We start from the raw sequence: 24,952 nt of genomic DNA, 5'->3' as shown, positions 1-24,952 counted from the left end.
CCCCCCGCCCCCCCCCCCCCCCCCCCCCCCCGACATAGAAGCCGGTCCAGTTGTAGGAAGGCGTCTCGAAGCTGGCGCCGCCGCCATCATTGGCGTTGAAGCGATAGCTGGCGGCGACCTCGAACGTATGGCGCGAGGTGTCCAGGTTGAGCGTGCCGTCCGGTGCCGGCAATCCGGCATCCGAGAGCAGGCTGTCGTTGGTGCTGAAGCGGGTGTAGCGATACTCGCCCTTCAGCGTCCAGTTGCTGCTGATAGCCGTTTCGACACCGGCGCCGACAAAGTAGCCGCCCTGATCCCAATCGAAACCAAAGCCGGCATTGGTGTCGAGCTTGTACTTCTGCCAGGCATAGCCGCCCAGGACATAGCCCAGCGTGGTCGGCGTCAACAGGTAGCCGGCGCGAACGCCAACATCGAAGCCGTAAGTTTCCTTGATATCGGCATTGAAGCCACCGGCATCGAGCGAAGTCTTGATCGTGCCGACATGCGCGTCGATCAGGCCGCCGAGCAGGAAGCGCTGCGATACCATATAGTCGTAGCCGACGGTGGCCTGGCCGTAGACGCCTTCGCCGCCGATGCCGTTCAGCGAAAGGCCCGGCACAAAATCGCTGCTGAGCTTGTGAACATTGGCGCCGGCGCCGACGCCGAAGCCGACATAGACGCCGCTCCAGTTGAAGCCCGGAGCCGCCTGCTCCTGGACCACGTCGGCGGCCTGCGCGGCCGACATCAAAGCGACGGCCGAAACGGCGCCCAACAAAACGGATTTCGCGGAAATACGAAGAAGCATGATTCAGAACCCCAAGTTAAAACCCGTCGAGGTTCTAGCAGGGGTTGTGAGAATTTGTGGTGGCAAAAATACCACACTCATGGGCAAACTGCCGTTACGACAGGTACAAGCAGGCGATGCTCCCAAAAATGGCCGGCCCGACCAAGGCGATCATTTCAACGCGGGCGATGCGGGCAATCTGCCCGGCGGCGCGAAGAAATAGGCGCCCGGCCCGCTCACGCTAGCGCCATGTCACGCCAGCGTTCGCTCGATGTCCGCGATCAAACCATCGAGCGCCGCGCGAACCGCCGCCATCCGCCTGCTCGATGAGCAGCGTCTCCAGAACTGAGGCTCGCGCGCTGATCTCCGCAAAGCCGAACGTGCCGGCAGCGCCGGCCAGCGAATGGGCGAGCCGGATCAGCGGATCGTTGCCGGGCAGGGGAGTGGCCTGAAGCGCAATGGCCTTCAGCTCGGCGAGCTGATCGGCGCAGCGGGTGAGGAAACGTTGGCGCAGTGGGGCGATGGGATCGGTGGAGATGGGCGAGGCTCCTGGGTGGTGGAGCGGATATTCAAGCAGAAAACGGGACGCGGTGGAATGGCGGGCGGGCCGCTGACCGCACGTGGCTTTTGTCGGAGGACAAACTTTGATGGGCCGTATTGCCTCGGAACCGATGTGCGCTTTCCGTAACATGATCGGCAGCTTTGCGCCCCTTGCCGGACCCTGAGCAAAAGCGGACATACAAACGCACAGGATCTAGGGCCGGATTTGCGCCAGGGTCATCAAGCGGCTAGATCGTCAAACTTTCTAATGAAGGCCTCCTGGAGCGATGCGTCGGCCGTCAATGCGACGCCGTAATCATCGATGTAGTCCTCGATAACGGCTTGGAAGCTATCGCGATGGACGATTTTCTTGTGACAATCGACGGAAACTGCACCAGTAACCCAGATAATCCAGCCGTCCTTCGTTCTGGCCTCGTGCAGGAGCGCACAGCGAACGTTGCTATAAAAATCTTCCGCTTCCCCTTCAGAAAACAACTTGTCGAAAGGTGCCGTCTGGAACAGGAAATCGACAAAAAGTTTTCGGCTGCTTTGATATTCGTGCGGAGGCTGGGCGTTCTTGTGCCTATATTTCTTCCCAGCACGCGTCGCCGCAAGAAACTCGATCAGCGCGCACTGAATCGAAACGATCGTGAAGCCTTCACCTTCCCATGCGCCCTTGTCCCGTACCATCTCTATAGGCCCGAGATAACGGCTCCGCAGTCTGGCGAGAAGATAAGTGTCGAAGGCTTCAGCCCAAACATTGGAGTCGCCGCCAGGCACGAGGAGCTTGGAAAGTTTCTTCCAATCATCTTTCGTCTTGCCGGGAGCGATGAACTCGGACCGAGCGCGGGCACCGGCACCAGTTTGGCTCAACACTGATCTCCTGATTGGCCGCTCAAGCGCTCATGCACCGTCATGGTCGCTACACGCAGCTCTTGTAAGAGAACCGCTCCTCGGAGCCGTCTATCCGCAATATCCAAAAGCACTGAGTTCCATAGTCGGCCGACCGCACGTCAAAGCTGCGTACGCCCGGCCCGATCTTGGTGCTGGCCTCAGGGTGACGTTTCAGCGCTTCTGCGAGAAACACTCCGTCAGCCGCGCTTACAGCGTCCCCCGGACGATAGCTGTTGAGCATGACCTTCATAAATTTCAGCGCATCTGTCTTGCGTTCAAATTGGTGCCCGGCAATCTCAACGGGTTGTGCGATCACCATCGATGCTCCCTAGGCTTGCTCAGAGCCATCGACCTTGCGCGGAAGAAAACCCAGCGTGCCTTGCTCTCGCGTCGAATGTCTCCCAACAAACAGCTCGGGCCTTATGCCAGGCCAGGGCATTGCAGTGGCAAGGATGATCTGGTGCTCGACTGGCGCCTGGTCAGAAATCTCGATCACCTGCTTCTGGAAGTTATGACTTCGTGCCTGCTCAATCCCCTTGTCCTCAGTGATATCGATCATGAGGAACCGAGGATGGCGGAACTGCGGATCATAAAGGGCAGCCTCGAGGAAGCCAACCAGAAACGCGGCTTTGAGCACGACGCGAGAACTGGCAGAAAAATAGGTGTGCTCGTCTACCGTGATCGTGTTTTTCGCGAATGAGAATTGCACATGCTCCGGGTTCTCGAAGGAATCCTGTCGCTTCAGATCGCCACGCAGTATTTCGATGATGTTCTTTTCAATGCTGGCCTTTGCGGTCCGAAGGCGATCGGTCTGGCTGAGCTGCAGGCCACTAATGCGAGTGACCAGCGCCTGAATATCCTGATCCAGCTGGGACTTTCTGGCCGATAGATCGCCGATTTTGTTGGCAAGTTTCACTTGCGCTTCGATGTCCTCGATCGATTTGTCGATGTAACCGAGCCTTCGTTGCAGCTCGCGAATTTCTTCGCGGGCTTTCGATGTTGGCACCGAACTAATATCAGCCAGTTCCTTGGCCTTAAGCTGCCAAGCTCCTTGTAGCGCGTTCAGTTGAACCTGATGGGTTCTGAGACGCTCGGCTCTGATGTCCTGCAGACGCTCGGACTGTTTTACTTGTATCGAAAGCTCGTTGATTATCCCGACAACCCGCTCTCGTGCACGTTCAGTGTCCAGCGGCGTCTTGCAAAGGTGGCATGCTTCAACCTTATGGTCGTAATCAACGACCTCAGCGTAACACGCCGGGCATGTTCCAAAGCGAACAGTGCCAACGACCTCGGCGGCAAGGTTAGCGTCGCGCAAAGCCTCAAGACGTGCGTTTAGGGTTTTTATAAAGGCAGCCGAATCCGAGAGCTCGAATTCCACGGAATCCTCGTCGGCCTGCTTCTGGCGGATCTCGACCTGCAGTTTCTGTACCTGCTTATAGACTTCCCTCTGAGCCTGAAGTGTAATCTTGTCAGACGACTGACTGGAATAGAACGCCTCCTCGGCTACCAGCAGTTGGACTGAGGCAGCGTCACGTTCTTCGACCAATCGTTTTCGGCGTTGCTCGATCCAATCGAGAGTCATGCTCTCGTCGCCACCACCAACGACCCTGAATATGCTCTTCAGTTCAGCGGACGCTTCTGTTAATTCGCGTTCCTTCGTTCGCTTCAGCTGCTGCAGTTCGTAGATTTCGGTGTCGAACGCACCGCATAGCAGGTTGCCTACAGCTTCACGCAGATTCTCTGGATCGTAGCCCTCAAACCGAAAAAGGCTCTCGGTCGGCGAGAGTTGATCGGCATAGAGAAGGCGGAGAATCTGATGGATCGTGATGCTGGAGGTGCCTTCCACGGCGACGTCTGGCATGTCGAGAAGGCGATAGATTGCTTGGGAGAAACTCTCCTGGTTTTTTGAGCGAGCGTAAGGGTATCGGTGCCACGCCTCGATTGGAGCCGAAACAGCTTGCTCATAGCGCCCGCCAAAGATCTCCATCGCAGATTGTGACGCGACATCAATCTGACGGCGAAGGACGGCCGGATTGCCATTGAACTCCGCCTCGAGCCACACATGCTCACATAACAGCGCATGCTCACTCCAAGCCGAGCGGTCGAGATCGCCGCCTAGCCCGAAGAAAAGAAAGTTCATGATCGTCGATTTGCCCGAGGAATTGTCTCCCCGGACCACATTGACGCCCTTATGAAACGCCTCGTCGTATAAGATCGAGGCTCCGCGCTTCACAACAAGGCGCTTAACAATGAGACAGGGATCATACCGAATCATAACGGTACTCCAAAAGCCCTGTTCTATCCTTCAGCCCGTCACGGCCTCCGAGGGGGTAACGCGCCTTGATCTGACACAGAATGTCGACGACGTCCTTCATGTGGGTGTTCAGTTCTGAACAGCGCACCGACACCGTTGCTGGAAGCGCATGCGTCGTAAATTTAACCTCGTTCAAGTCCCATGCATCGGAAGCTAGGTGGCCACTATGGACGAGGCTGGCAGCCGCTGCCCGTTGGAAAGGTTCCATCCGGGCAAATATGGTGCTGTCATCCGGCATCGCGCCGTATGGAGCCCGGTTTTCATAGGATTTGCTTATCTTTCTCCAACCCGTATCGCTCGAGAAAAGCTTCATCGCTTGAACCCGGAATGGGAAGAGAAGATAAAAGTCCAAGATGCGCATAGTGTCGAACGGCAACCTGGCACTGATATCGCAAGCTAGGTGCAGTCTCATGAATCTGAAGACTGCATGATAGGGGTCGAAGGCCTCGTTGTAGGTGAGTTGCGTCATGTCGCCGCTGCGCCGTGATGCCACTTGATAAAACACTGTTCCGCCAACCAGTACACCATTCCCTGAACTAAATTATGGTTCACCGACATCAGATCTCCGCCGCACTCCTCAACAATCGGATTTACAATTCGGTCAATTACAAGCGCATTTATTTCTTCAGGAGTCCTTCTCGGGATTTGGCTATAAATCACCTGAGTAAACTCGTTCTCGGCCCTGGCGAGGATGTGAACGAAAATCTGCTGAGCGGATGAATATAGAGACCACCTCTCCAGCATCTTCGCGAACATTTCTTTCTTCTCGATTGCCTCATCGTAATAATCAAAGCGCCCGCTCGCTTTGAGTTTGGCTTCGAGTCCGTCAATCCCATCGGGGGCGCGGCGGGTATGGTATCGCGCCAACTCGTCCATGGTCGTCTGGGTCTGCTCGCTGCAGTCGTACTGCTCCTTCAGTTTGAGAAGCAGTTTTTCAACTACACCTTTTTTGGGCTCGAAGTTGTAGTAGTCGCGACCTACAATGCTACCGCCTGCTTGGGCACCTTGCTGGTTGGAGGTCGTGCTTTCTTGGGTCGCACTGTTCATTGATGTGATGTCATGCCATCAGCAAGCTAACGCTTGTCCCGGCCCACAATGTCTCCACCAGCACGCGCACCGGACTGATCAGTGGCGGTACCATGGCGGTCAGCGCGCACGTTCTTGGTGAAATGGAAGGTCAACAGAGAGCCGCCGATCGCACCTGCAAGCAAACCGCTAAGAAAATTCCAAAGATCAAAAGCCATCCGATTCCCCCAGTGTTCATTACCGACAGATTTGCCTGCCTTTTTTCCTCTTAGCAACAGTTTAGAATCGTACACCACAGCAAGCCGACCGCCCCGGCCGGGAGAGTTAAGCGCCTCGGACGGAATACGGGCACCATCTGCGCCCCGGGGTAAACGAACCATCCCGGACAGTTTTCCACGCCACACTGAGTCGGCTGCACGCGGCGCATTCTTGGCTTCTGAAGGTGTCGCGCACTGGGCAGACAAAGAGTACCGAGCCGAACGCCGGCTTCCCGCGTTCGTCGCCCAGAAGCTGCCAGTCCGTTGTCGGCCCGTTCCGGACATTTGAGAACCAAGTAGCGATTGATCGCCTTACTTGCCTCTCATCCCCCTTGCCAACGTCCCCACCTTCCCCTAATCTCCCTCTGAGAAAACCTTTTCCCAACCCGCTCCGCGCTCGCTGACCTCACTCGTCATCACCACGCGGGGCGGTGAGAGAAAACCTTTTCCCAGCTAAGGGAAATCCGCCGCGCCCATGCCTTCCGACGCCGAGCCAGCGCCAGTTTCCGCCAAGCCGCCGGTCACGCTGCGCGAGGTCGCGGCCGCGGCCGGTGTCAGCGTGGCGACGGCCTCGAAGGCGCTGAACGGGCAGGGGCGCATGACGGCGGAAACGCGCGAGCGTATCCGCGAGATGGCGCGGCTGCTCGGCTTCCGGCCGAACAGTCTGGCGCAGAGTCTCTTGCGAAAACGCTCCTTCACCGTCGGCCTGCTCACCAACGATACCTATGGCCGCTTCTCGCTGCCGCTGATGGCCGGCGTTTCGGATGCGCTGGTCGACAAGGGCGTGTCGGTGTTCCTGTGCAATGTCGAGGACGACCAGCGGCTCGGCCAGCTGCATGTCGAGGCCATGCTCGACAAGCGCGTCGACGGCATCGTCGCCACCGGAAAACGCATCGACCGCCATCTGCCGGTCGATCTCTCCAACCTGCGCATTCCGGTCGTCTACGCCTTCACCCAGCCGGATCCCGGCGCGGTCGGCCTCGTCTCCGACGATGCCGGCGGCGCGCGGCTGGCGGTCGAGCAGTTCTTGCGGCTCGGGCGCCGCCGCATCGCCCATGTCAGTGGCCCGGCGAGCTTCGCCGTGGTGCACACGCGGGCCGAGGCTTATCGCGACGTCCTGAGGGAGAACGGCTTGCCCACAGCCGAGCCGCTGCTCGGCGCCTGGTCGGAAGCCTGGGGGCGCGATGCGGTGGCAAGACTGTTCGGCAAGGCGGGTAGCTGGCCCGACGCCGTATTCTGCGGCAACGACCAGATTGCCCGCGGCGTCATCGACGCGCTGCGCGAGCGCGGCATTAGCGTGCCCGACGATGTCGGCGTCATCGGCTTCGACAATTGGGAGATCGTGGCCGAGGCGACGCGCCCGCCGCTGACCTCGATCGACATGAACCTGGCGAGCCTCGGGCGCGAGGCCGGGCTTGCCCTGCTTTCGCTCGTCGATGGCCAGCCGGCCGCGCCGGGCATCAGGAAACTGCCGTGCCGGCTGGTGGTGCGTCAGTCATGCGGCAGTCCGCCGCAATGAAGCAACAAGGCCACGCGTCCGCATCCGCCGGGCGGCGTGGCCAAAACAGGGAGGAGAACCATGAGGAGGAGTAAAATGAAAACCATGTTTGCCAAGCTGGCCTTAGCCGCGGCCGTCATCGGCGGCGGCCTGCAGGCGGCGTCCGCCGAGACCGCCAACATCTGGGTGCGCGCCGACGGCTCGAACTTCATGCCGCGCATCGTCGACGCCTTCAACAAGGCGAACAAGGACCAGATCAAGCTCGACATCATTCCCAATGCAGAGATCATCCCTAAATATGGCGCGGCCGCCGCCGGCGGCACCGCGCCCGACGCGCTCTCGCTCGACCTGATCTACACGCCGTCCTTCGCCGCCGCCGGCCAGTTGGAGGACATCACCGACTGGGCGAAATCCTTGCCCTATTTCGCCAGCCTGTCGCCGGCGCATGTGAAGACCGGCACCTACAAGGACCGCATCTACGGCCTGCCGTTCTCGGCCGACGCCTCGGTGCTGATCTGGAACAAGAAGCTGTTCAAGCAGGCGGGGCTCGACCCCGAGAAGGGGCCGACCAACTGGGCCGAGATCGAGGCCGACGCCGAAAAGGTCAACGCGCTCGGCGGCGACATCAAGGGCTTCTATTTCTCCGGCAATTGCGGCGGCTGCAACATCTTCACCTTCACGCCGCTGATCTGGGCCTCGGGCGGCGACATCCTGTCCGAGGACGGCTCGAAGGCGACGCTGGACAGCCCGCAGCTGCGCGGCGCGATCGACCTCTATCGCTCGATGGTCAAGAAGGGGCTGGTGCCCGAGGGCGCGCAGACCGACACCGGCGCCAACTTCTTCGCCGCCTTCGCCGGCGGCAAGATCGGCATCTCGCCGTCCGGCGCCTTCGCCATCGGCGCGCTCAACACGCAATACCCGGACGTCGACTACGGCATCACCTTCCTGCCGGGCAAGGATGGCGGCTGGTCGTCCTTCGCCGGCGGCGACAATTTCGTCGTCACCAAGGGCACCAAAAAGATCGCCGTGGTGAAGGAGTTCCTGGACTTCGCCTATTCGCTGGAGGGCCAGACGATCCTCGCCAAATATGGCAGCCTGCCGGTGCGCAACGACATCGCCAAGGACGCGCTGAAGGACCTCGACCCGCGCTACCAGGTGGCGGCCGAGGCGATGGCCAAGGGCAAGACTCCCTATTCGGTGGTGTTCAACGACCTGATCAACTCGGCCAACGGGCCGTGGACGCAGATGATCAACGAGGTGTTCTTCGGCGACGACGTCGATGGCGCCATCAAGAACGCGCAGGAGACGATGCAGTCGATCATCGACCAGGCACCGAACAAGTAGACACCAGGGCCAACCGGCGGCGAGGATAGCGCAACGCTTCGCCGCCAAGGCTCTGACCGGCCGCCCGCCCCGTCTCCCTGGCCGGGCGGCCGGGGACTGTATCGCTGAATGGCAGGAACTCACGCGTTGAGAAAGCTCACTCACCAATTTGAGGCGCCGCGAGGTTCGCTCCACCTTCTCCCCTTGTGGGAGAAGGTGGATCGGCGCGCAGCGCCGAGACGGATGAGGGGTGTTCCAGGGAACGCCAACGTCTCACTCCGCTGGAACACCCCTCATCCGGCCGGCCGGGACTGTATCGCCGAATGGCAGGAACTGACGCGTTGAGAAAGCTCATTCACCAGCATCGCCAATTTGCGGCGCAGCAAGGTTCGCTCCCCCTTCTCCCCTTGTGGGAGAAGGTGGATCGGCGCGCAGCGCCGAGACGGATGAGGGGTGTTCCAGGGAACGCCGACGTCTCACTCCGCTGGAACACCCCTCATCCGGCCGCTTTGCGGCCACCTTCCCCCACAAGGGGGGAAGGGGGAGCCCGGCCATGACCGCCATCACCGCAACCTCCGTTCCCGCCCGCTCACGCATCGGCGTCAGCCGCCGGCAATGGGTGGGCCTGTTCTATGTCCTGCCGGCCGTCGCCCTGGTCACCGTCTTCTTCGTCATCCCGCTCGGCATGACCGCCTGGATGTCGCTCAACAACTGGCCGCTGATGGGCGAGCATGCCTTCATCGGCCTCGATAATTATTTCGCGATCCTGCGCGACACGCGCTTCTGGAATGCGCTGAGATTTACGTTCTACTACACCGTGATCGTCACCATCGCGATTTTCGCCGTCGCGTTTCCGTTGGCGATCTTCATCGAAAAACCGCGTCCGCTGACCAATCTCTACCGCACCGCTTTCTTCATGCCGGCGGTGGTGGGCTTCGCCTCGGCGAGCCTGCTCTGGTCCTGGCTGCTCAACGTCGATTCCGGCCTGTTCAGCCCGGCCGCCTTCGATCTCGGCCTGACCGGCAGGAAGATCAATCTGCTCGCCACCTTCCAGCCGGCCTTCTGGTCGATCATCGCCATGGTGGTCTGGAAGGTCGCCGGCTTCACCATGATCATCCTGATGACCGGGCTGCAGTCGATCCCGCAGGATCTGCAGGAGGCGGCCGTCATCGACGGGGCAGGGCCGTTCGCAAGGTTCCGGGCCATCACCTTGCCGCTGATGCGCCGCACGCTGGCGCTGGCGCTGATCCTGTCGGTGGCGGGCTCGATCCTCGCCTTCGACCAGTTCTACATCATCCTGCGCGGCGGTCCGCGCAACCAGACGCTGACGGCGGTCTACTGGATCTTCAACCAGTCCTTCGTCTCGTTCAAGCTCGGCTACGGCGCGGCACTTTCCATGGTGCTGCTCGCCATCCTGGTGGCGCTCAGCCTCATCCAGCTCTGGCTGCTGCGCAAGCCCGAGGGGCTCGACTGATGGCCGAGGCAATGTCGCAAAACCGCAAAGTCGGCTTCAGCCTGGCCAGGCACTCCACCGGCATCATCGCATCGGTGCTGTTCCTGGCGCCGATCGTCTGGACGGTGCTGTCGACCTTCAAGCCGGCGCAGGAGGCGCGCCAGCCGCCGCTGCCGCCCTGGCCGACCACCGGCTTCTCGATCGAGAACTATCAGACGCTGAACTCCTTCGGCGACGGGCTCTGGGTCTCGGCGCAGAACAGCATCTATGTCTCGGTTATGACGGTGCTGCTCTCGGTGCTGGTCAGCGTGCTTGCCGGCTACGGTTTCTCGCGCTTCCGCTTTCCGTTCAGGGATTTCTTCTTCGTCCTCATCCTGTCGACGATCATGATCCCGTTCCAGTCGATCCTGACGCCGATCTTCCTGGTGCTGACGAAGCTCGGCCTGCACAACACGCTGACGGGCCTGGTCTGCGTCTATGTCACGCTGCAGCTGCCCTTCTCGATCTTCATGATGCGCAACGCCTTCGACGCCGTGCCGCGCGAGATCGAGGAGGCCGCGCGCATGGACGGCGCCAACAACGTCACCATGCTCATCAAGGTGATGCTGCCGCTGGTCTGGCCCGGCGTCGTCACCATCGCGCTGTTCGCCTTCCTCGGCGCCTGGAACGAGTTCCTGGCAGCGCTCGTGCTGATGACCGACCAGTCCAAATTCACCCTGCCGGTGATGATGACCGCGCTTCAGTCCGGCCGCTTCGGCGCCATCGACTGGGGCGCCGTGCAGGCCGGCGTCACCGTGATGATGGTGCCCTGCCTGATCCTGTTCCTGGCGCTGCAGCGCTTCTACATCCGCGGCCTGATGGCCGGGGCCGTCAAGTAATTCGAATGGAGTGAAATCATGACCGCAACGCAGCCCGCCGCGCCGACCGGCACCTCCGCCAAGCCGAAGCTCGCCTTCCGCCCGTTGCCAGTGCCGCAGGTCGATGTCCACGGCTTCTGGGGTGACCGTGTCGACGCAGTGGCAGCCAAGACCGCCGGCATCCTCTACGACCGCTGCGTCGAGGCGCACATGCTGGAGCAGATCGATCCGGACGTGCCGTCGCCCGGCGTCGTCATCCCCTTCCATGTCAGCGACGGTTTTACCGCGCGCACCGTGACGACGCAGATGTTCTGGGATTCCGATTGGGGCAAGACCATCGAGACCGCGGCCTATTCGCTCTACCGCCGCCGCAACCCCGATCTGGAAAAGAAGATCGACGCCGTCATCGACATGTACGGCAAGCTGCAGCAGGAGGACGGCTATCTCTCCAGCTGGTACCAGCGCATCCAGCCCGGCCTGCGCTGGACCAATCTGCGCGACTGCCACGAGCTCTACTGCGCCGGGCATCTGATCGAGGGCGCCGTCGCCTACTTTCAGGCGACGGGCAAGCGCAAGCTGCTCGACATCATGAGCCGCTATGCCGACCACATCGCCGACACTTTCGGGCCGGAGCCCGGCAAGCGGAAGGGATATTGCGGCCATGAGGAAATAGAGCTGGCGCTGGTCAGGCTCGCGCGCGCGACCGGCAACGACAAATATATGAAGCTGGCTAAGTATTTCATCGACCAGCGCGGCCAGCAGCCGCATTATTTCGACGAAGAGGCGCTGGCGCGCGGCGCCGACCCCAAGGACTTCCACTTCAAGACCTATGAATATAACCAGTCGCACAAGCCGGTGCGCGAGCAGGACAAGGTCGTCGGCCATGCGGTGAGGGCGATGTATCTCTATTCCGGCATGGCCGACATCGCGACCGAATATGGCGACGATACGCTCAAGATCGCGCTCGAGCGGCTCTGGGACGATCTCACGACGAAGAGCCTTTACGTCACCGGCGGCCTCGGGCCGTCGGCCGACAATGAAGGCTTCACCAACGACTACGACCTGCCCAACGAGACCGCCTATGCCGAGACCTGCGCCTCGGTCGGCCTGGTGTTCTGGGCAAGCCGCATGCTCGGCATGGGCCCGAACGCCCGCTACGCCGACATGATGGAACGGGCTTTGTACAACGGCTCGATCTCCGGCCTGTCGCTCGACGGCTCTTTGTTCTTCTATGAGAACCCGCTGGAGAGCCGGGGCGGCCATCATCGCTGGAAATGGCACCGCTGCCCGTGCTGCCCACCCAATATCGGCCGCATGGTGGCGTCGATCGGCAGCTATTTCTACGGCCTCGCCGACGATGCGCTGGCGGTGCACCTCTACGGCGATTCGAGCGCCCGCTTCGAGATCGCCGGCCAGCAGGTCAGCCTGGTCCAGACCAGCAACTATCCGTGGGACGGCGCGGTCTCGATCGCGGTCGAGACCGAGACGCCGGTTGCGTTCACGCTTCACCTGCGCATACCTGCCTGGTGCCGCAAGGCGGCGCTTAGGGTCAACGGCAAGCTGGTCGATCTCGAAGCGGCCACGGTCGGCGGCTATGCTGCGATCCGCCGCGAATGGCAAAAAGGCGACAAGGTTGAGCTCGACCTCGAAATGTCGATGGCGCGCCTCTTCGCCAATCCGCAGGTGCGCCAGGACATCGGCCGCGTGGCGCTCGCGCGCGGCCCGCTGATCTACTGCGTCGAGGAAACCGACAATGGCGGCGGGCTGCATCGCATAGCGCTATCGCGCACGGCCAGGATCGAGGCGCACAGGGAGCCGAACCTGCTCGGCGGCGTCGTCACCCTTTCGGCGATCGGCAGCAGGGCCGAGACGGAAAACTGGGGCGCCGACCTCTATCGCTCGAAGCCGCCGGTGACGCAGGAGACGAAGCTCAAGGCCGTTCCCTATTTCGCCTGGGACAATCGCGATCCCGGCGAGATGCTGGTCTGGCTGCGGGAAGGCTGAACGCGGCCTCTCTCAAAGATGCACGAAGGCCGTCAGCGGCAGGTGGTCGGAGGCGACCCGCGACAGCGGCGTGTCATGCGCCTCGACGCCTGAAACCAGGTCGTGCCGGTTGCCCATGATGCGGTCGAGCGCCAGCACCGGCAGGCCGGATGGGAAAGTCGGCACCGCCGGCGTCGGGCCGAAGGTCGTGTGCAGCGTGTTCAACGCCGAGCGGTTGCCGAGCCGCCATTCGTTGAGGTCGCCCAGAAGCAGCGTCGGCCGCTCGTCGGCGCTGCTCATGATGTCGAGCACGACGCGGGCCTGTTCCGAGCGCGAGCGGCGCAGCAAGCCGAGATGGGCGGCGATGACGCGCAGCGACCGTTTCTCGTCGAGATCGATCTCGGCGACCAGCGCGCCGCGCGGCTCCAGTCCCGGCAGTTTGAGCTGGTGGACGTCGCGCACGGTGCCGCGCTTGAACAACAGCACATTGCCGCGCCAGCCATGGCCCTTGCCGTTGCCGCTGACCGGCACCGGCACCAGCCCCGTTTCCAGCTCCAGGCGGGCCAGGTCGAGCAGCCCGGCCCTGTCGCCGAAGCGGTTGTCGGCCTCCTGCAGCGCGATCACGTCAGGGCTCATTTCGCGGATGACGCGTGCCGTCCGTTCGGGGTCGAATCTGCGGTCGGTGCCGATGCATTTGTGGACGTTGTAGGAGGCAACGACGATTTCAGTGTCGTTGACGCGCTTGCGCGGCGTCGCCTTCGCCTTGCGTGCGCTTCTGCTGCGGATCGAGAGCAGCACGGTCTCGGGCAGGCTGCGTCCTTTGATGTCGTCTATCTCCATGATCCCGATGCTCGATTTCCTGCTCTAAAGATAGGGCGATCCCAGCCACAGCAAACGGTCGAAGACGCGGATTGCGAACGGCCTTGCCTTCAGCGTCTGCAGCGTCACCGGCTGGGCGGTGGAGATGGCGGCGGCGATGCGGGCGTCGATCTCGGCGGCGAAGTTTTCATCCAGGACTTCCATGTCGATCTCGAAATTCAGCCTCAACGAGCGGGCGTCCAGATTTGAAGAGCCGACATAGGCCCACACGCCGTCGATCGCCATCAGCTTCGAATGGTCGAACGCGCCTTCATGGCGCCAGACGCGGCAATAATGCTTCAAAACCTGGTCGAACTGCGCCGTCATCGCATGATCGACGAGGAAGAGGTTGTTCACCGCCGGCACGACGATGTCGATTTCGACGCCGCGCCGGCCGGCCGTGGTCAGCGCGCTGATGAACTCCCGGTCCGGCAGGAAATAGGGCGACATGATGCGGATCGATTTGCGGGCGACCGAGAACGCCCCCATCAGCAGCTTGAGATTGGTTTCGTTGGACGCGTCCGGCCCGGTCGCGACCGCGCGCACCAGCATCGGCTGCCCTGGCGGCGGCAGGACGCGCTCGACCTGCCAGGGTCCGTCCTTCAGGGCTTCGTTGCCGGCGAAGCGCCAGTCCTCGGCGGCCACCGAGAACAGATCGGCCACCACCGGCCCGGTGACCTCGAAATGCGTGTCGCGCGAACTGTCGGAACCGGCGAATTCGGCCGAGAATCCCTTGCGGATGTTCATGCCTCCCGTGAACGCCACCATGCCGTCGACGATGAGTATCTTCCTGTGGGTCCTGAGATTGGCATAGGGAAGTCTCAGGCCCATGACGATGTTGCCGTTGAAGAGATCGACCGTGACGTCGGCCTCCCTGAGCTGCTTCAGGATGCTGGGCACGGAATAGCGCACGCCGACGGCGTCGATCAGCACGCGCACGGTGACGCCGCGCTTGACGGCGTTGCCGAGCGACTGGACGAAAAGCGCCCCGACCGCGTCGTTGTCGAAAATATAGGTTTCCAGAAGCACGCTTCGTTGCGCCGCGTCGATCGCCCGGCACATCGCCGTATAGGCCTCGTCGCCGGTCTTGAGCACCGCGATCGTGTTTCCCGAGGTGAGCGGACGCCGCGCCACCCTGTCGCCCAGCGTCTTCAGCCCGGTGAAACGCTGGCCGAATTCGGCGTTGATCAAGGCTTCCAGCGCGACGTCGCGGTCATGCCTGGCGGCAGCGGCCTCGGGCGAGACCGGCCGCATGGCGCTGATCGTCGCGCGGCGGATCCGGTTGATGCCGGCAATGGCGTAGATGATCGCGCCGAGGAAGGGCGACAGAAGCATCACGCCCACCCAGCCGGTGGCCGCGCGCACGTCTTCCTTGGTCATGATGGCATGCACGATGCCCACCGCCGCCATCGCCAGCGAGAGGACCAGGATAAGCGTCGACCAGTGACTCGCAATCGCCTCGAACATAGGCCCGACTATTGTGCGAGCCGCCGCGGAAGGCAATGCGGACGGGTTATTCCCGGGCTCATTCGGAAACCTGGCGGCAAGAACCGCGCTCATCCGCTCGGCCGGTTCCGTGACCGCGATCGAGCGATACGTCGGCAAGGCCGCCGGCCTAAAGCTTCCTGAAGAAGCCTGACAGAATGTTCGGACCTGCTTCGCCTGGCCGCAGCCTGATCCCGTCCTCGAAGCAGTTCAGCGTCACACACTCGAAGCCGTTGGCCGCGAGGAGCGCCACCAGCGAGTCGCGGTCGAAATGGTGCAGGTGCTCGTTGGGCAGACGCATGCGCCACTTGGCGAACCACGCGTCTCCGTCGGCGCCGAGCTCGCGCCAGCGGCAATAGGGGACGGCGACAGCCAGGTGGCGGGCCCGAAGGCGAGAAAGGAAGCCGAGATCAGGGATGTGCTCCAGCACGTCGAACATGGCGACGAGGTGCCAGGCGCCGGCGAGCGCCTCATCCCAATCGACGAAGCGGACACCCTTGGGCAGGGGAAACTCGGCGATATCGCAGCCGGCGCAATCGGCGACGCCGGTTATCTTCGCGGCTTCGATGAACGTGCCCGTGCCATATCCGATTTCCAGCACCGAGCGAGGAATCTCGCCGGTGATTCCCAGCACCCAGCCAAGCCGCTGATAACCGAGCTTGATGGTCCGGTCGCTCAGGTCCTCATAATAGGAGATGTATTTCTTGTCGTATTTGATCGGTGTAAAGTCGATCTGGTGGATCACGCCGAACCTGTCCACCTCATAATTGTCCAACATTGTCCGCTCGGTCTCCGGATGCCGAATTCCTTATAAGGTCAATTGCACGCAGCCACGGTTCTAAGTGCTTCGGCTCGGGAAGGTGCGGGCAAATTTCCGATCCGTCGAACAGAAGCGTAGAACCTCGGGTAGTCGCCGGAGCACAAGTCGAACAAGTGAAGGAACGCCGGAACCTGTTCGCCGTAGACAGCGGTCGCGGCAAGCTTTGCGTTGTTGATAGGGCTATCGAACCAGGCGTCATATCCCCGGTATCCGGCCCATCGCTTGTCGCGCATTTGCCGGTAGCGCATCCGCAGCCTGTCGATGGCGGCTGCTTTGGCGGCCGTCATCTGCTGCGGGCTGCGGGGACTTCCATAGACCTGCGTCAGCTCATCCCGGGTTTTCGATATCAGTCCGAGAAAATCGGCCTTGCGCTTGCGATCGATTTCGTAGCTGCGCAATCCGGCGCGATTGCCCGTGGCGCGCAGCCATTTCCTCGTACCGGTGGTTTCGACGGAAACCGCGAAAGCCTCGTTGAATGCGGAGTCGCCGTTCAAATAGATTTTCTGATGCGCCAGCTCATGGAAAATAAGGCTTGCGAGGTAGGTGTCGTCCTGACGCAGCATGGTGCTGAGCAGCGGATCGCTGAACCAGCCCAGCGTGGAATATGCGGTGACGCCCGACACATAGACGTCCAGCCCCTGCCGCTGCAGTTCAGCGGCACTCTCGAGCGCGTCTTTGCGCGAAAAATAACCCTTATAGGGAACGCAGCCGAAGACTGGAAAGCACCAAGTTATCGGCGCGAGCGAGAATTGCGGCGCGGCAAACACGGCCAAGGTCACATTGTTTCGACCGACGTCGACATAACTGCGGTAGCTGCTGTTATCGGGTAACGCCAGCTCTTCCGTGGCAAAGCGGCGTATCGCGCTCGCCGACGTCAACTTGGCGCGCAATGTCTGTGGCGTCGAGGGATCATGGATCAGCTTCGCAACATTCTTGCGCGCTGCCATGATCTCGACATGGCCCTCCAACGACTGCGCGTAATAGGAAATGCTGGTGCATCCGGTCACGCCGGACGCCAGGATCGCCGCGGCCAGCAATCGAAAAACGCGCTTCACAGCTTGCCCACCGCCTGCCCGTCTCCCATGGAGCAAATGTCTGCTCCCGTGTCTCAGGCGCGCCTGTTTTCGTCAAGACCTGGAGGGGCAGGGACAATGCGACCTTCGCCGCAAGTGACAGCAGGCTTAGGACTTTTCCCGCTAGGTATTGCTGGCTCGTGGGGGTAGCATGAGGCACACTGGGGATGCGGGAGATGACAGACGCCTCGATACGCCGGGCGGACTTCATGATGGTCCTTGCCTATGCTTCGGACCTTGCCACCGGCCATTCGCGTGATTTCGCGCTGAAATCCTGCGTGCTTGCAATGCGGGTCGCCAAGCTCGCGGGCCTTTCAGACGAGGTTCGGCGTAATGCCTATCACCAGTCGATGCTGCGCTATGTCGGCTGCAATGCCGACACCGACCTGCTGGCGGCCACCTTCGGCGACGAGATCGCGCTCCGCCAGGATCTTGTCGGTCTCGACATGGGCAACCGCGCGGAACTGGGCAGGGTCTTCGTGCAGGCCTTCAAGCGGTTCTACTACGATCTCGAGCCTGACGCGCAGGCCAGGGCGATAGAGGCCGCGATGGCGCAGGCGCTGGCGGTGGCCCGCCCGGTGCTGACCGCGCATTGCGAGGTCGCGCAGCGGATCGGCGAGCGGCTCGGCCTGTCCGAGGAAATCCGGCGCAATCTCGGACAAATCTACGAGCGCTGGGACGGCAAGGGTCTGCCGCGCGGGCTGAGCGGCGAGGACGTTCTGCCGGCCGTGCGCCTGATCACATTGGCGCAGGATGTGATTGCGCTCAGCGATGCCCTCGGTGTCGACGCAATGGCCGAAACCATCGCCAGTCGCGCGGATGGCCCATACGAAGCGGGTCTGGCCCGGCTCGTCTCGGCCAACGCGGCGGCCTTGATGGAAGGCATCGGCGCGACAGTCGACCGCGAGACGATTTTGGCGCTGGAGCCCGATCCGCCGGTAACGCTGGACGAGGCGGCTTGCGATGAGGCGTTCCTCGCTATTGCCGACATGATCGACATGCGCATGCCGTTCACGCAAGGCCATTCGCGGATGGTGTCGGAGCTGGCCGCGGGTGCGGGGAAACGGATCGGGCTGCCCGAGACTGACGTGCGCGCGCTGCGCTGGTCGGGCTGCATCCATGATATCGGCGAACTGGTGGTGCCGGTGGCGACCTGGATGCGCAACGGCCCGCTGTCGGTGCGAGAGCGCGACGCGGCGCAGCTGCACGCTTATTACGGTGAGCGGGCGCTGGCTTCCTTCGGCCACGGCGGCGACGCGATGGGCGCGCTCGTGCTGCGCCATCACGAGCGTCTGGACGGTTCGGGATATCACCGCAAGGTCAGCGGCTCCGATCTGTCTCCGGCGGCCAGGATCCTGGCCGCCGCCGAGGCGTTCCAGACGTCGCGGGAGGAACGTCCGCACCGCAAGGCGCTGTCCAGCGAGGCGGCGGCGACGCAGTTGCGTGCGGCTGTTCGTGACGGCTGTATCTGCCCCGAGGCTGCCGAGGCCGTGTTGTCCGTCGCCGGACAGCAGTCGCGCCGGACTTTGCCGCAGGCACTAGCCGGCATGACGCGGCGCGAAATCGAGGTGCTGCGCCTGATCGCCGCCGGCCTTACCGCGAAGGAGACGGCTCGCAAGCTCGGTATCTCGCCCAAGACCGCCGACCACCACATCCAGAGCGTCTACTCCAAGGTCGGCGTGACCACCCGCGCCGGTGCCGCGCTCTATGCGGTCGAGCACGGCCTTGTCCGACCGGGCGAAATGCCGGCATAGGGAATCCACCCCATGTGCGCCCGCTCCGGCGCGCGCATCGTGATCCTGTCGATGGACCAATGGTGGCCGCGACCGACAGGAGGAAATCAGATGCTTCTCGCAACGACCAAGGTGGCGGACGTCGACCACTTCATCCGTATCTTTTCGACCAAGGGCGCCGACAAGCGCCGGCTGCACGGCTCGAACGGCGCAACCGTGTTCCGCGACCCGAGCGAACCTGACCGCGTCTGGGCGATCTTCGACTGGGACGCCGAGGGTTGGAAGAATTTCGTGTCGGACCCGGAGGTTCCCGCGATCCTGCAGGAAGCCGGCCATGTCGGCAAGCCGCAGGCGGCGCTGCTGCTGGGCCACTACGAGGCCTGAGAGTCCATCTTGCGCGCCGCCTGCCTTTGGCGGCGGCGCGCCCAACGAATCCCCCAGAAACGGAGAAATCAGATGGATCCGAAACCCATCAAGATCGGCCTTATCGCCGAGCTCACCGGCCCATTGTCCTTCATGGGCATCGCCAACGCCAACCTCACCACCATGCTTGTCGACGACATCAACGCCAAAGGTGGTCTCCTCGGCCGCCCGGTGGAGCTGGTCGTCGAGGACGGCGAGACCGTCGAAAGCGTCGCCAAGGCAAAGGCTGCGAAACTAGTCGACGTCGACAAGGTCGATGTGGTCGTCGGCGGCATCTACAGTTCGACCCGCCTGGCCATCAAGAGCGAGGCGGTCACCCGGGGCAGGACGCTTTACATCTATACCGAGCAGTATGAGGGGCAGGAAAACGATCCGCTGATTTTCTGCACCGGACCCGTTCCCGCTCAGCAGGTCGAGCCGCTGATACCGTGGCTCATGAACAACACCGGAGCGAAGCGGTTCTATTTTCCGTCAGCCGATTACATCTGGCCGCATTTGCTGAACAAGGCTGCGAGCCGGGCGGTGCTCGCCAATGGCGGCGAGATCGTCGGCGAGGAGTATTTTCCGCTGGACACCGTCGATTTCCGGCGGACGGTGCAGCAGATCATGGCCAGCGGCACCGACGTGGTTTTCAACACCATCGTCCCGCCGGGGCTGACACCGTTCCTCGAAGAACTGCACAAGGCCGGCTTCGGCAAACGCGGCGGCCGGATCGTCTGCACCTACTTCGATGAGAACTTCTTCAACCTGGTGCCGTCCGAGCAGATCGAGGGCCTTTACAGCTGCCTCGACTATTACCAGGAACTCGACGAACCGTTCGGCCGCGCGCTGTTGCGCCGCTACAGTGAACGGTTCCCCGGCAGCGCTACCTTGACTGCCGGCAGCGGGTGCACCGGGCACTACCGGGCGATCAAGATGTGGGAAGCTGCCGTCAACGAGGCGGGCAGTGTCGAGCGCGACGCGGTCATACGGGCACTCGACCATGCTCGTATCGCCGAAGGCCCAGGAGGTGCGGCCGAGATGGTTCCCGGTCAGCACCACGTTCGCATGAATATGTACATCGCGCAGGCGCAGGCCGGTCAATTCCGGGTCGTGAGAAACCTGGGTCCGATCGATCCCAACGAGCGCGTGATTACCAATGAATTCCAGCCAAGCTAGGTGGGGTGACCGTCAGCACCTTTCTTTCAATTGGCAGGGCCGCTGAACGGCGCCTCCGTCCTGCCATCCACTTGGCCAGCAACGACGTTGCTGGCCAAGTGGAGATTGCCGACGGAATTGCACCTTCTGGCCAGCGCATTCGCCGAACCGGACTGACACGGCCATGCGTCGCGAACTCGCGCTTGGCCGGATATTCAGGGCCGCTCGCCGATGCTCCGCGGTCCAGTCTTACGCCCGCCGCGCCGCCAACCGCAGCCACGGCACCAGATGGAACGCAGCCATCAACAGATACATCGGCACCATGCCGCCGAGCGCCGAGACGCCCGACATGCATATCATGTCCCGGCCGCCATAGGCCGCCGTGAGCAGCGCCATCGTGGCGAAGGTAGGAGCCGCGGCGAGGCAAAGCCAGTCGGCTAGGCCGAAGCCGCTCAGGCCGTTTGGGCGAGGGGCAGGATTGTCGATGCTCATGATATCCACCTTGGTACGGGCAGGTTTTGAGCCCATTGGAACAAGCGCGAGGCGATCGGCTCCGGCGGCGCGCGGTTTGCGCCGCCGGAACCGCTTCACGCTCAGGCGTTCTTGTTGCGGAACGCTGCTTCGCCGGCATCCGACACCTCGACCCATCTCTGGTCGGGGGCGGCACCTTCCTCGTAATTGTCGTGCCAGTTCCACCATTTGTAGGTCTGGGTCTGCGGATAGCCCTCGGGTGAATCCTCCCACACCTCCTGTCGGCCGAGCGGGGTGACGTCGAGATAGCTCCAGACGGTGCCAAAGGCTTCGTCGCCGCGGTTGTTGACGAAATAAGTGCGGAAGATGCGCTTGCCGTCATGGATGAAGACGTTGTGGCCATGCCATTCGTCGACGCCGAAATCCTTATCCCAGCAATCGGTGATGGTGTACCAGGGCATCTTCCAATCCATCCGCTGCTTCAGCCGCTGGATGTCGGCCTGCGGCGCGCGCGAGGCATAGGCAAGCGTGGTGTCGCGGGCGTTGAGATGGGCGAGGTTGCCGACCTGGTCGGCGCCGAGCGAGCAGCCGCGGCACGCATGTTCGGGCCAGCCATAGACGCCGGGCTCGAAGAAGGCGCGGTAGACGATGAGCTGGCGGCGGCCTTCGAAGAGGTCGAGCAGGCTCATCTTGCCGTTCGGGCCTTCGAACACATAGTCCTTCTTGACTTCCATCCACGGCATGCGGCGGCGTTCGGCGGCCAAAGCATCGCGAGCGCGGGTGAGCGCCTTTTCTTTCACCAGCATCTCTTCATAGGCGCCTTCCCACGCTTCCTGCGAAACGACCGGCGGTGTCTTCATGTGTTGGGTCATTGCTCTTGTCCCGTTCTTGGGTTTGGTTGGGGGTGACGAGGACAGACATAGGGCCGCATCCGGCGATGGTGAGAGTTACAAGTGTGACGCGATTTGCTGCGGCGGGCTTTGAGGCGACGGCATGGACTCGCTGATCAACGCCGCCGGCCGCGCGCTTGCCGCGGGCGATCCGCTCGGCGCCTTGAAGCGCGTCGCGCTACGCGACGACGCGCCGGCGCTGGCCTTGCGCGGCATCGCGATGGCACAGCTCGGCGATTTCGCCAAGGCCAAGGCGCTGCTGAAGGACGCCGCCCGCGCCTTCAGTCCGAGGGAAGCGGTGGCGCGCGCCCGCTGCGTCGTCGCCGAGGCCGAGATCGCGCTGGTCTCGCGCGACCTCGGCTGGCCGGAGAAGGCGTTGCGGTCCGCCCGCGCGACGCTCGCCGCGCATGGCGACCGGCTGAACGCCGCCTATGCCGGCAGCCTCGAGGCGCGCCGCCTCATCCTGATCGGCCGCCTCGACGAGGCCGAGCGCCTGCTTGCGGACTTCGATCCGACGCCGCTGCCGCCGGTGGCGCGCGTCGCGCATGAACTGGCCGCGGCCGGAATCGCCGTCCGGCGCCTGAGGACAAAGGCGGCGCGCTCGGCATTCGGCCGGGCATCGCTTGCCGCCTATCAAGCCAACATTCCGGCATTGAAGGCCGAAGTCGAAGCGGCGTCCCTGGTGCTGAACACGCCGGTGGGCCGGCTGATCGCGCGCGGCGCGGAGAAAGAGTTGCTGCTCGACGAGGTCGAGGCGCTGCTGGGGTCGGGCGCGCTGGTCATCGATGCCTGCCGCAACGTCGTGCGCGAAGGCGGCACCGTGGTCTCGCTGGCGACCCGGCCGGTGCTGTTTGCGCTGGCGCGCACGCTCGCCGAAACCTGGCCGGCGGATGCATCGCGCGAGACATTGCTGAGGCGCGCCTTCCGAGCGAGGCATGCCGACGAGTCGCACCGCGCGCGGCTCAGGGTCGAGATGGGGCGGCTCCGCGCCGAGCTCGCCGGCTTGGCCGAGATCAATGCGACAACAGGTGGCTTTGCGTTGACGCCGCTGAACGCCGCCAAGATCGTCGTGCTGGCGCCGCCGGTCGAGGACGAGCATGGCGCGGTGCTTGCCTTCCTGACCGATGGCGAGGCCTGGTCGAGCTCGGCGCTGGCGATCGCGCTTGGCGCCAGCGCGCGCACGGTGCAGCGGGCGCTGGAGCAGTTGTCGGCCGAGCACAAGGTGCAGGCGGTCGGCCGCGGCCGGGCGCGCCGCTGGATGATGCCGCCGATGACCGGATTCCCGACTGTCTTGTTACTCCCCGGTCCGCTGCCGAGCGAGTAGTTTGCCGCCATTGTTCGAACGGAGATCGAAAATGAAAAGAGCCGCCGCCGAGATCCTGCGCGAATATGGTCCCTTTCCGGACGCCGAGCGCGTCAATGGTGTCACCTATGACGGCAAGAATGTCTGGTTCGCCACCGGCGACAAGCTGAAGGCCCTCGACCCGGAGAGCGGCACCATCGTGCAATCGGTCGACGTCGCCTCGCATGCCGGAACCGCTTTCGACGGCGAGCACCTCTACCAGATCGCCGAGGACCGCATTCACAAGGTCGACCCAAAGACCGGCGAGGTCGTCGCCACCATTCCCGCGCCGGGCAATGGCGGCGATTCAGGCATGGCCTGGGCCGAAGGTTCGCTCTGGGTCGGCGAATACAGGGCCCATAAGATCCACCAGATCGATCCTGAAACGGGCGAGGTGATCCGTAGCATCGAGTCGAAACGCGTCGTCACCGGCGTCACCTGGATCGACGGCGAACTCTGGCATGCCACTTGGGAAGGTGAGGAGGGCGATCTGCTGCGCATCGATCCCGAGACGGGCGACGTGCTGCAGGAGGTCGCGATGCCCTCCGGTGTATCGGGACTGGAATCAGATGGCGACGGCTGTTTCTTTTGCGGCGGCGGCAGCAGCGGCAAGATCAGGGCCGTGCGCCGGCCGGGATACGGCGCCGGCAAATAACGGATGGCCGGAACGGGCGGCCCGGTCAGGCCGCCTCGCGTGCCGGCCGGCTCATGGGCTTGCCGGAGGCCTTGGCGGCTGTCGGCCTGTCGAAATGCGCCCAGGCCGGCCGCTCGAACAGGAAGGTGCCGAAGCCGACGCGCTGGACGATGAAGTAGAGCACCACCGGGCTTATGACCGAAACCAGCAGCACCGCCAGGCTCAGCACGCCGGTATCGGTCAGCAGGCCGCTCGCCAGCATGACGCCCCGGAAGATCGACATCGGGATGGTGAAGGCGACATAGACGACCAGCGAATGCTCGCCGAGCCAGCGCAGCCATTCCATGGAAGCGAATTTTGACAGGAAACCGCCGGCAACGCAGAGCGCCACGGCGCCGGCGACGGCAAGCGACAGATGCAGCGGCGGCCATGCCGCCAGTCCCATCTGCATGCCGACCGGTTGCATCGCATAGCCCGGCGAATAGACGAGCAGGCCGTTGACGATCGCCCAGGCGAGCAGGCCGAGAACGGCGACCGCCGGCCGATCCTGCGTCCACGCCACCAGCCGGAATATCAGCGGCGCGAGCACGAAGCCGAGATAGAAGAACACGAAATAGGCCGCGAACTGCTCAAGCGCGTAGCTGTCCGGCTTCGGCGCCCACATCTGCAGCGCGGCGGCAGCCAAGATGACGATCCAGTGCGGCACGCGAAGCTCGCGCAGCACGCGTATGACGATCCCGAACACCGCCAGCATGTAGATGAACCACAACACGCCGTATGGCTGGACGGCGGCCATCGCGAGATCATGCAGCATGCCGGCGGGGTCGCGGCTGAAGATGCCGATCTTCAGCCCGATCGAGATGATCGCCCAAAGCACGTAGAAATAGAGGTAGTGGACGACGCGGCGGTCGATATAGCGCCGCCATGGCCGGTCGATCACCTGCGACAGGAACAGGCCCGAGATCAGGAAGAATTCCGGCATGCGGAACGGTGTCGCGAAGCCGATGACATAATGCAGGAAGCCGACGCCGCCGGTGTATTCACCGGTGTTGTAGGCGGCATACATCATCACCACCAGAATGATGGAAAGACCTTTTGCCGTATCCACCCACGGCATGCGGTTCGGGTTGCTCATGCGCGATCTCGAGGAAATGTACCTGTTCAGATTGTAGCGGACC

Annotated in this window: 25 protein-coding genes and 1 pseudogene; 11 read left to right on the top strand and 15 right to left on the bottom strand. The window is 62.8% G+C overall.

Going from position 1 to position 24,952, the window contains the following annotated elements; all coding sequences use genetic code 11:
* On the bottom strand, nt 1–751 hold a 751-nt coding region (locus FJ980_RS10190; protein WP_246676383.1), incomplete at its 3' end, for an outer membrane beta-barrel protein.
* A gap of 31 nt (nt 752–782) precedes the next feature.
* Here FJ980_RS10190 and FJ980_RS10185 point away from each other — a divergent pair.
* Nucleotides 783–986, top strand: a complete 204-nt coding sequence (locus FJ980_RS10185; RefSeq protein ID WP_140542768.1) for a hypothetical protein — start codon at nt 783–785, stop codon at nt 984–986.
* Nucleotides 987–1,004: 18 nt separating this feature from the next.
* Here the strand turns inward: FJ980_RS10185 and FJ980_RS10180 are convergent, their stop codons facing one another.
* The 7 genes from FJ980_RS10180 to FJ980_RS34665 form a co-directional block, all read right to left on the bottom strand.
* Entirely contained in the window at nt 1,005–1,454 is a 450-nt protein-coding gene (locus FJ980_RS10180) for an Hpt domain-containing protein (RefSeq protein ID WP_246676382.1), read from the bottom strand.
* Between the two features lie 89 nt (nt 1,455–1,543).
* Nucleotides 1,544–2,176, bottom strand: a complete 633-nt coding sequence (locus FJ980_RS10175) for a hypothetical protein (RefSeq protein WP_246676381.1) — start codon at nt 2,174–2,176, stop codon at nt 1,544–1,546.
* Nucleotides 2,177–2,225: 49 nt separating this feature from the next.
* On the bottom strand, nt 2,226–2,516 hold the full coding sequence (locus tag FJ980_RS10170; RefSeq protein ID WP_140542766.1) for a DCL family protein: 291 nt from the start codon (nt 2,514–2,516) through the stop codon (nt 2,226–2,228).
* 9 nt (nt 2,517–2,525) lie between these two features.
* Nucleotides 2,526–4,472 carry an AAA family ATPase gene (locus tag FJ980_RS10165; RefSeq protein ID WP_140542765.1) on the bottom strand — a complete coding sequence of 649 codons (1,947 nt, stop codon included), beginning with the start codon at nt 4,470–4,472 and terminating at the stop codon, nt 2,526–2,528.
* Entirely contained in the window at nt 4,459–4,980 is a 522-nt protein-coding gene (locus FJ980_RS10160; protein WP_140542764.1) for an ABC-three component system middle component 5, read from the bottom strand. Before FJ980_RS10160 ends, FJ980_RS10165 begins: the two co-directional genes overlap by 14 nt.
* Entirely contained in the window at nt 4,977–5,558 is a 582-nt protein-coding gene (locus FJ980_RS10155; RefSeq protein WP_140542763.1) for an ABC-three component system protein, read from the bottom strand. The genes FJ980_RS10160 and FJ980_RS10155 overlap by 4 nt, the downstream gene beginning before the upstream one ends.
* 26 nt (nt 5,559–5,584) lie before the next feature.
* On the bottom strand, nt 5,585–5,755 hold the full coding sequence (locus tag FJ980_RS34665; RefSeq protein WP_181181163.1) for a hypothetical protein: 171 nt from the start codon (nt 5,753–5,755) through the stop codon (nt 5,585–5,587).
* Between the two features lie 514 nt (nt 5,756–6,269).
* Between FJ980_RS34665 and FJ980_RS10150 the strand changes: the two genes are divergently transcribed.
* The 5 genes from FJ980_RS10150 to FJ980_RS10130 all read left to right on the top strand — a co-directional run bounded on the left by FJ980_RS10150 (nt 6,270) and on the right by FJ980_RS10130 (nt 12,929).
* Nucleotides 6,270–7,313: a LacI family DNA-binding transcriptional regulator gene (locus FJ980_RS10150; RefSeq protein ID WP_140542762.1), complete on the top strand. Its 1,044-nt coding sequence runs from the start codon at nt 6,270–6,272 to the stop codon at nt 7,311–7,313.
* Between the two features lie 75 nt (nt 7,314–7,388).
* Nucleotides 7,389–8,636, top strand: coding sequence for a sugar ABC transporter substrate-binding protein (locus FJ980_RS10145; protein ID WP_140542761.1), 1,248 nt, complete (start codon nt 7,389–7,391; stop codon nt 8,634–8,636).
* 532 nt (nt 8,637–9,168) lie between these two features.
* Nucleotides 9,169–10,089: a sugar ABC transporter permease gene (locus FJ980_RS10140; RefSeq protein WP_140542760.1), complete on the top strand. Its 921-nt coding sequence runs from the start codon at nt 9,169–9,171 to the stop codon at nt 10,087–10,089.
* Nucleotides 10,089–10,946: a carbohydrate ABC transporter permease gene (locus tag FJ980_RS10135; RefSeq protein WP_140542759.1), complete on the top strand. Its 858-nt coding sequence runs from the start codon at nt 10,089–10,091 to the stop codon at nt 10,944–10,946. Before FJ980_RS10140 ends, FJ980_RS10135 begins: the two co-directional genes overlap by 1 nt.
* A gap of 18 nt (nt 10,947–10,964) precedes the next feature.
* On the top strand, nt 10,965–12,929 hold the full coding sequence (locus FJ980_RS10130) for a glycoside hydrolase family 127 protein (RefSeq protein ID WP_140542758.1): 1,965 nt from the start codon (nt 10,965–10,967) through the stop codon (nt 12,927–12,929).
* 12 nt (nt 12,930–12,941) lie between these two features.
* On the opposite strand, the gene FJ980_RS10125 is transcribed toward FJ980_RS10130, so the two are convergent.
* From FJ980_RS10125 to FJ980_RS10110, 4 genes are all read right to left on the bottom strand, one after another.
* Nucleotides 12,942–13,748 (bottom strand): endonuclease/exonuclease/phosphatase family protein, encoded by an 807-nt coding sequence (locus FJ980_RS10125; protein ID WP_181170758.1) that lies wholly within the window; start codon nt 13,746–13,748, stop codon nt 12,942–12,944.
* Between the two features lie 24 nt (nt 13,749–13,772).
* Entirely contained in the window at nt 13,773–15,233 is a 1,461-nt protein-coding gene (locus FJ980_RS10120; RefSeq protein ID WP_140542757.1) for a phospholipase D-like domain-containing protein, read from the bottom strand.
* A gap of 148 nt (nt 15,234–15,381) precedes the next feature.
* Nucleotides 15,382–16,029: a class I SAM-dependent methyltransferase gene (locus FJ980_RS10115; RefSeq protein WP_140542756.1), complete on the bottom strand. Its 648-nt coding sequence runs from the start codon at nt 16,027–16,029 to the stop codon at nt 15,382–15,384.
* Between the two features lie 38 nt (nt 16,030–16,067).
* The gene (locus FJ980_RS10110) at nt 16,068–17,126 is read right to left on the bottom strand and encodes an aminopeptidase (RefSeq protein ID WP_140542755.1); all 1,059 of its coding nucleotides are present in this window, start codon (nt 17,124–17,126) and stop codon (nt 16,068–16,070) included.
* A gap of 305 nt (nt 17,127–17,431) precedes the next feature.
* On the opposite strand from FJ980_RS10110, the gene FJ980_RS10105 reads away from it, so the two are divergent.
* The 3 genes from FJ980_RS10105 (at nt 17,432) to FJ980_RS10095 (ending at nt 20,458) form a co-directional block, all read left to right on the top strand.
* The gene (locus tag FJ980_RS10105) at nt 17,432–18,898 is read left to right on the top strand and encodes an HD domain-containing phosphohydrolase (protein ID WP_246676380.1); all 1,467 of its coding nucleotides are present in this window, start codon (nt 17,432–17,434) and stop codon (nt 18,896–18,898) included.
* Between the two features lie 90 nt (nt 18,899–18,988).
* Complete coding sequence (locus tag FJ980_RS10100) at nt 18,989–19,261, top strand: hypothetical protein (protein ID WP_027024197.1); 273 nt, start codon at nt 18,989–18,991, stop codon at nt 19,259–19,261.
* 72 nt (nt 19,262–19,333) lie between these two features.
* Nucleotides 19,334–20,458, top strand: coding sequence for a substrate-binding protein (locus FJ980_RS10095; RefSeq protein ID WP_140542753.1), 1,125 nt, complete (start codon nt 19,334–19,336; stop codon nt 20,456–20,458).
* Nucleotides 20,459–20,686: 228 nt separating this feature from the next.
* Here the strand turns inward: FJ980_RS10095 and FJ980_RS10090 are convergent.
* Together FJ980_RS10090 and FJ980_RS10085 are read right to left on the bottom strand one after the other, a co-directional pair.
* A pseudogene (locus FJ980_RS10090) lies at nt 20,687–20,875 on the bottom strand (hypothetical protein); the annotation flags it as partial.
* 155 nt (nt 20,876–21,030) lie between these two features.
* Nucleotides 21,031–21,780, bottom strand: coding sequence for a DUF899 family protein (locus FJ980_RS10085; RefSeq protein WP_140542752.1), 750 nt, complete (start codon nt 21,778–21,780; stop codon nt 21,031–21,033).
* Nucleotides 21,781–21,901: 121 nt separating this feature from the next.
* Here FJ980_RS10085 and FJ980_RS10080 point away from each other — a divergent pair, with 121 nt between their 5' ends.
* Nucleotides 21,902–23,122, top strand: a complete 1,221-nt coding sequence (locus tag FJ980_RS10080; protein WP_140542751.1) for a helix-turn-helix domain-containing protein — start codon at nt 21,902–21,904, stop codon at nt 23,120–23,122.
* Between the two features lie 31 nt (nt 23,123–23,153).
* Nucleotides 23,154–23,795 (top strand): DUF5074 domain-containing protein, encoded by a 642-nt coding sequence (locus FJ980_RS10075; RefSeq protein WP_140542750.1) that lies wholly within the window; start codon nt 23,154–23,156, stop codon nt 23,793–23,795.
* 25 nt (nt 23,796–23,820) lie between these two features.
* Here the strand turns inward: FJ980_RS10075 and FJ980_RS10070 are convergent, their stop codons facing one another.
* Complete coding sequence (locus FJ980_RS10070; protein ID WP_140542749.1) at nt 23,821–24,909, bottom strand: acyltransferase family protein; 1,089 nt, start codon at nt 24,907–24,909, stop codon at nt 23,821–23,823.
* Nucleotides 24,910–24,952: the final 43 nt, after the last annotated feature.

The organism is Mesorhizobium sp. B1-1-5 (assembly GCF_006443065.1).
In the GTDB taxonomy this organism is placed as follows: Bacteria; Pseudomonadota; Alphaproteobacteria; order Rhizobiales; family Rhizobiaceae; genus Mesorhizobium.
Note: the sequence above shows the minus strand (reverse complement) of the source record. Positions and strands in the feature narration are given on the sequence as shown.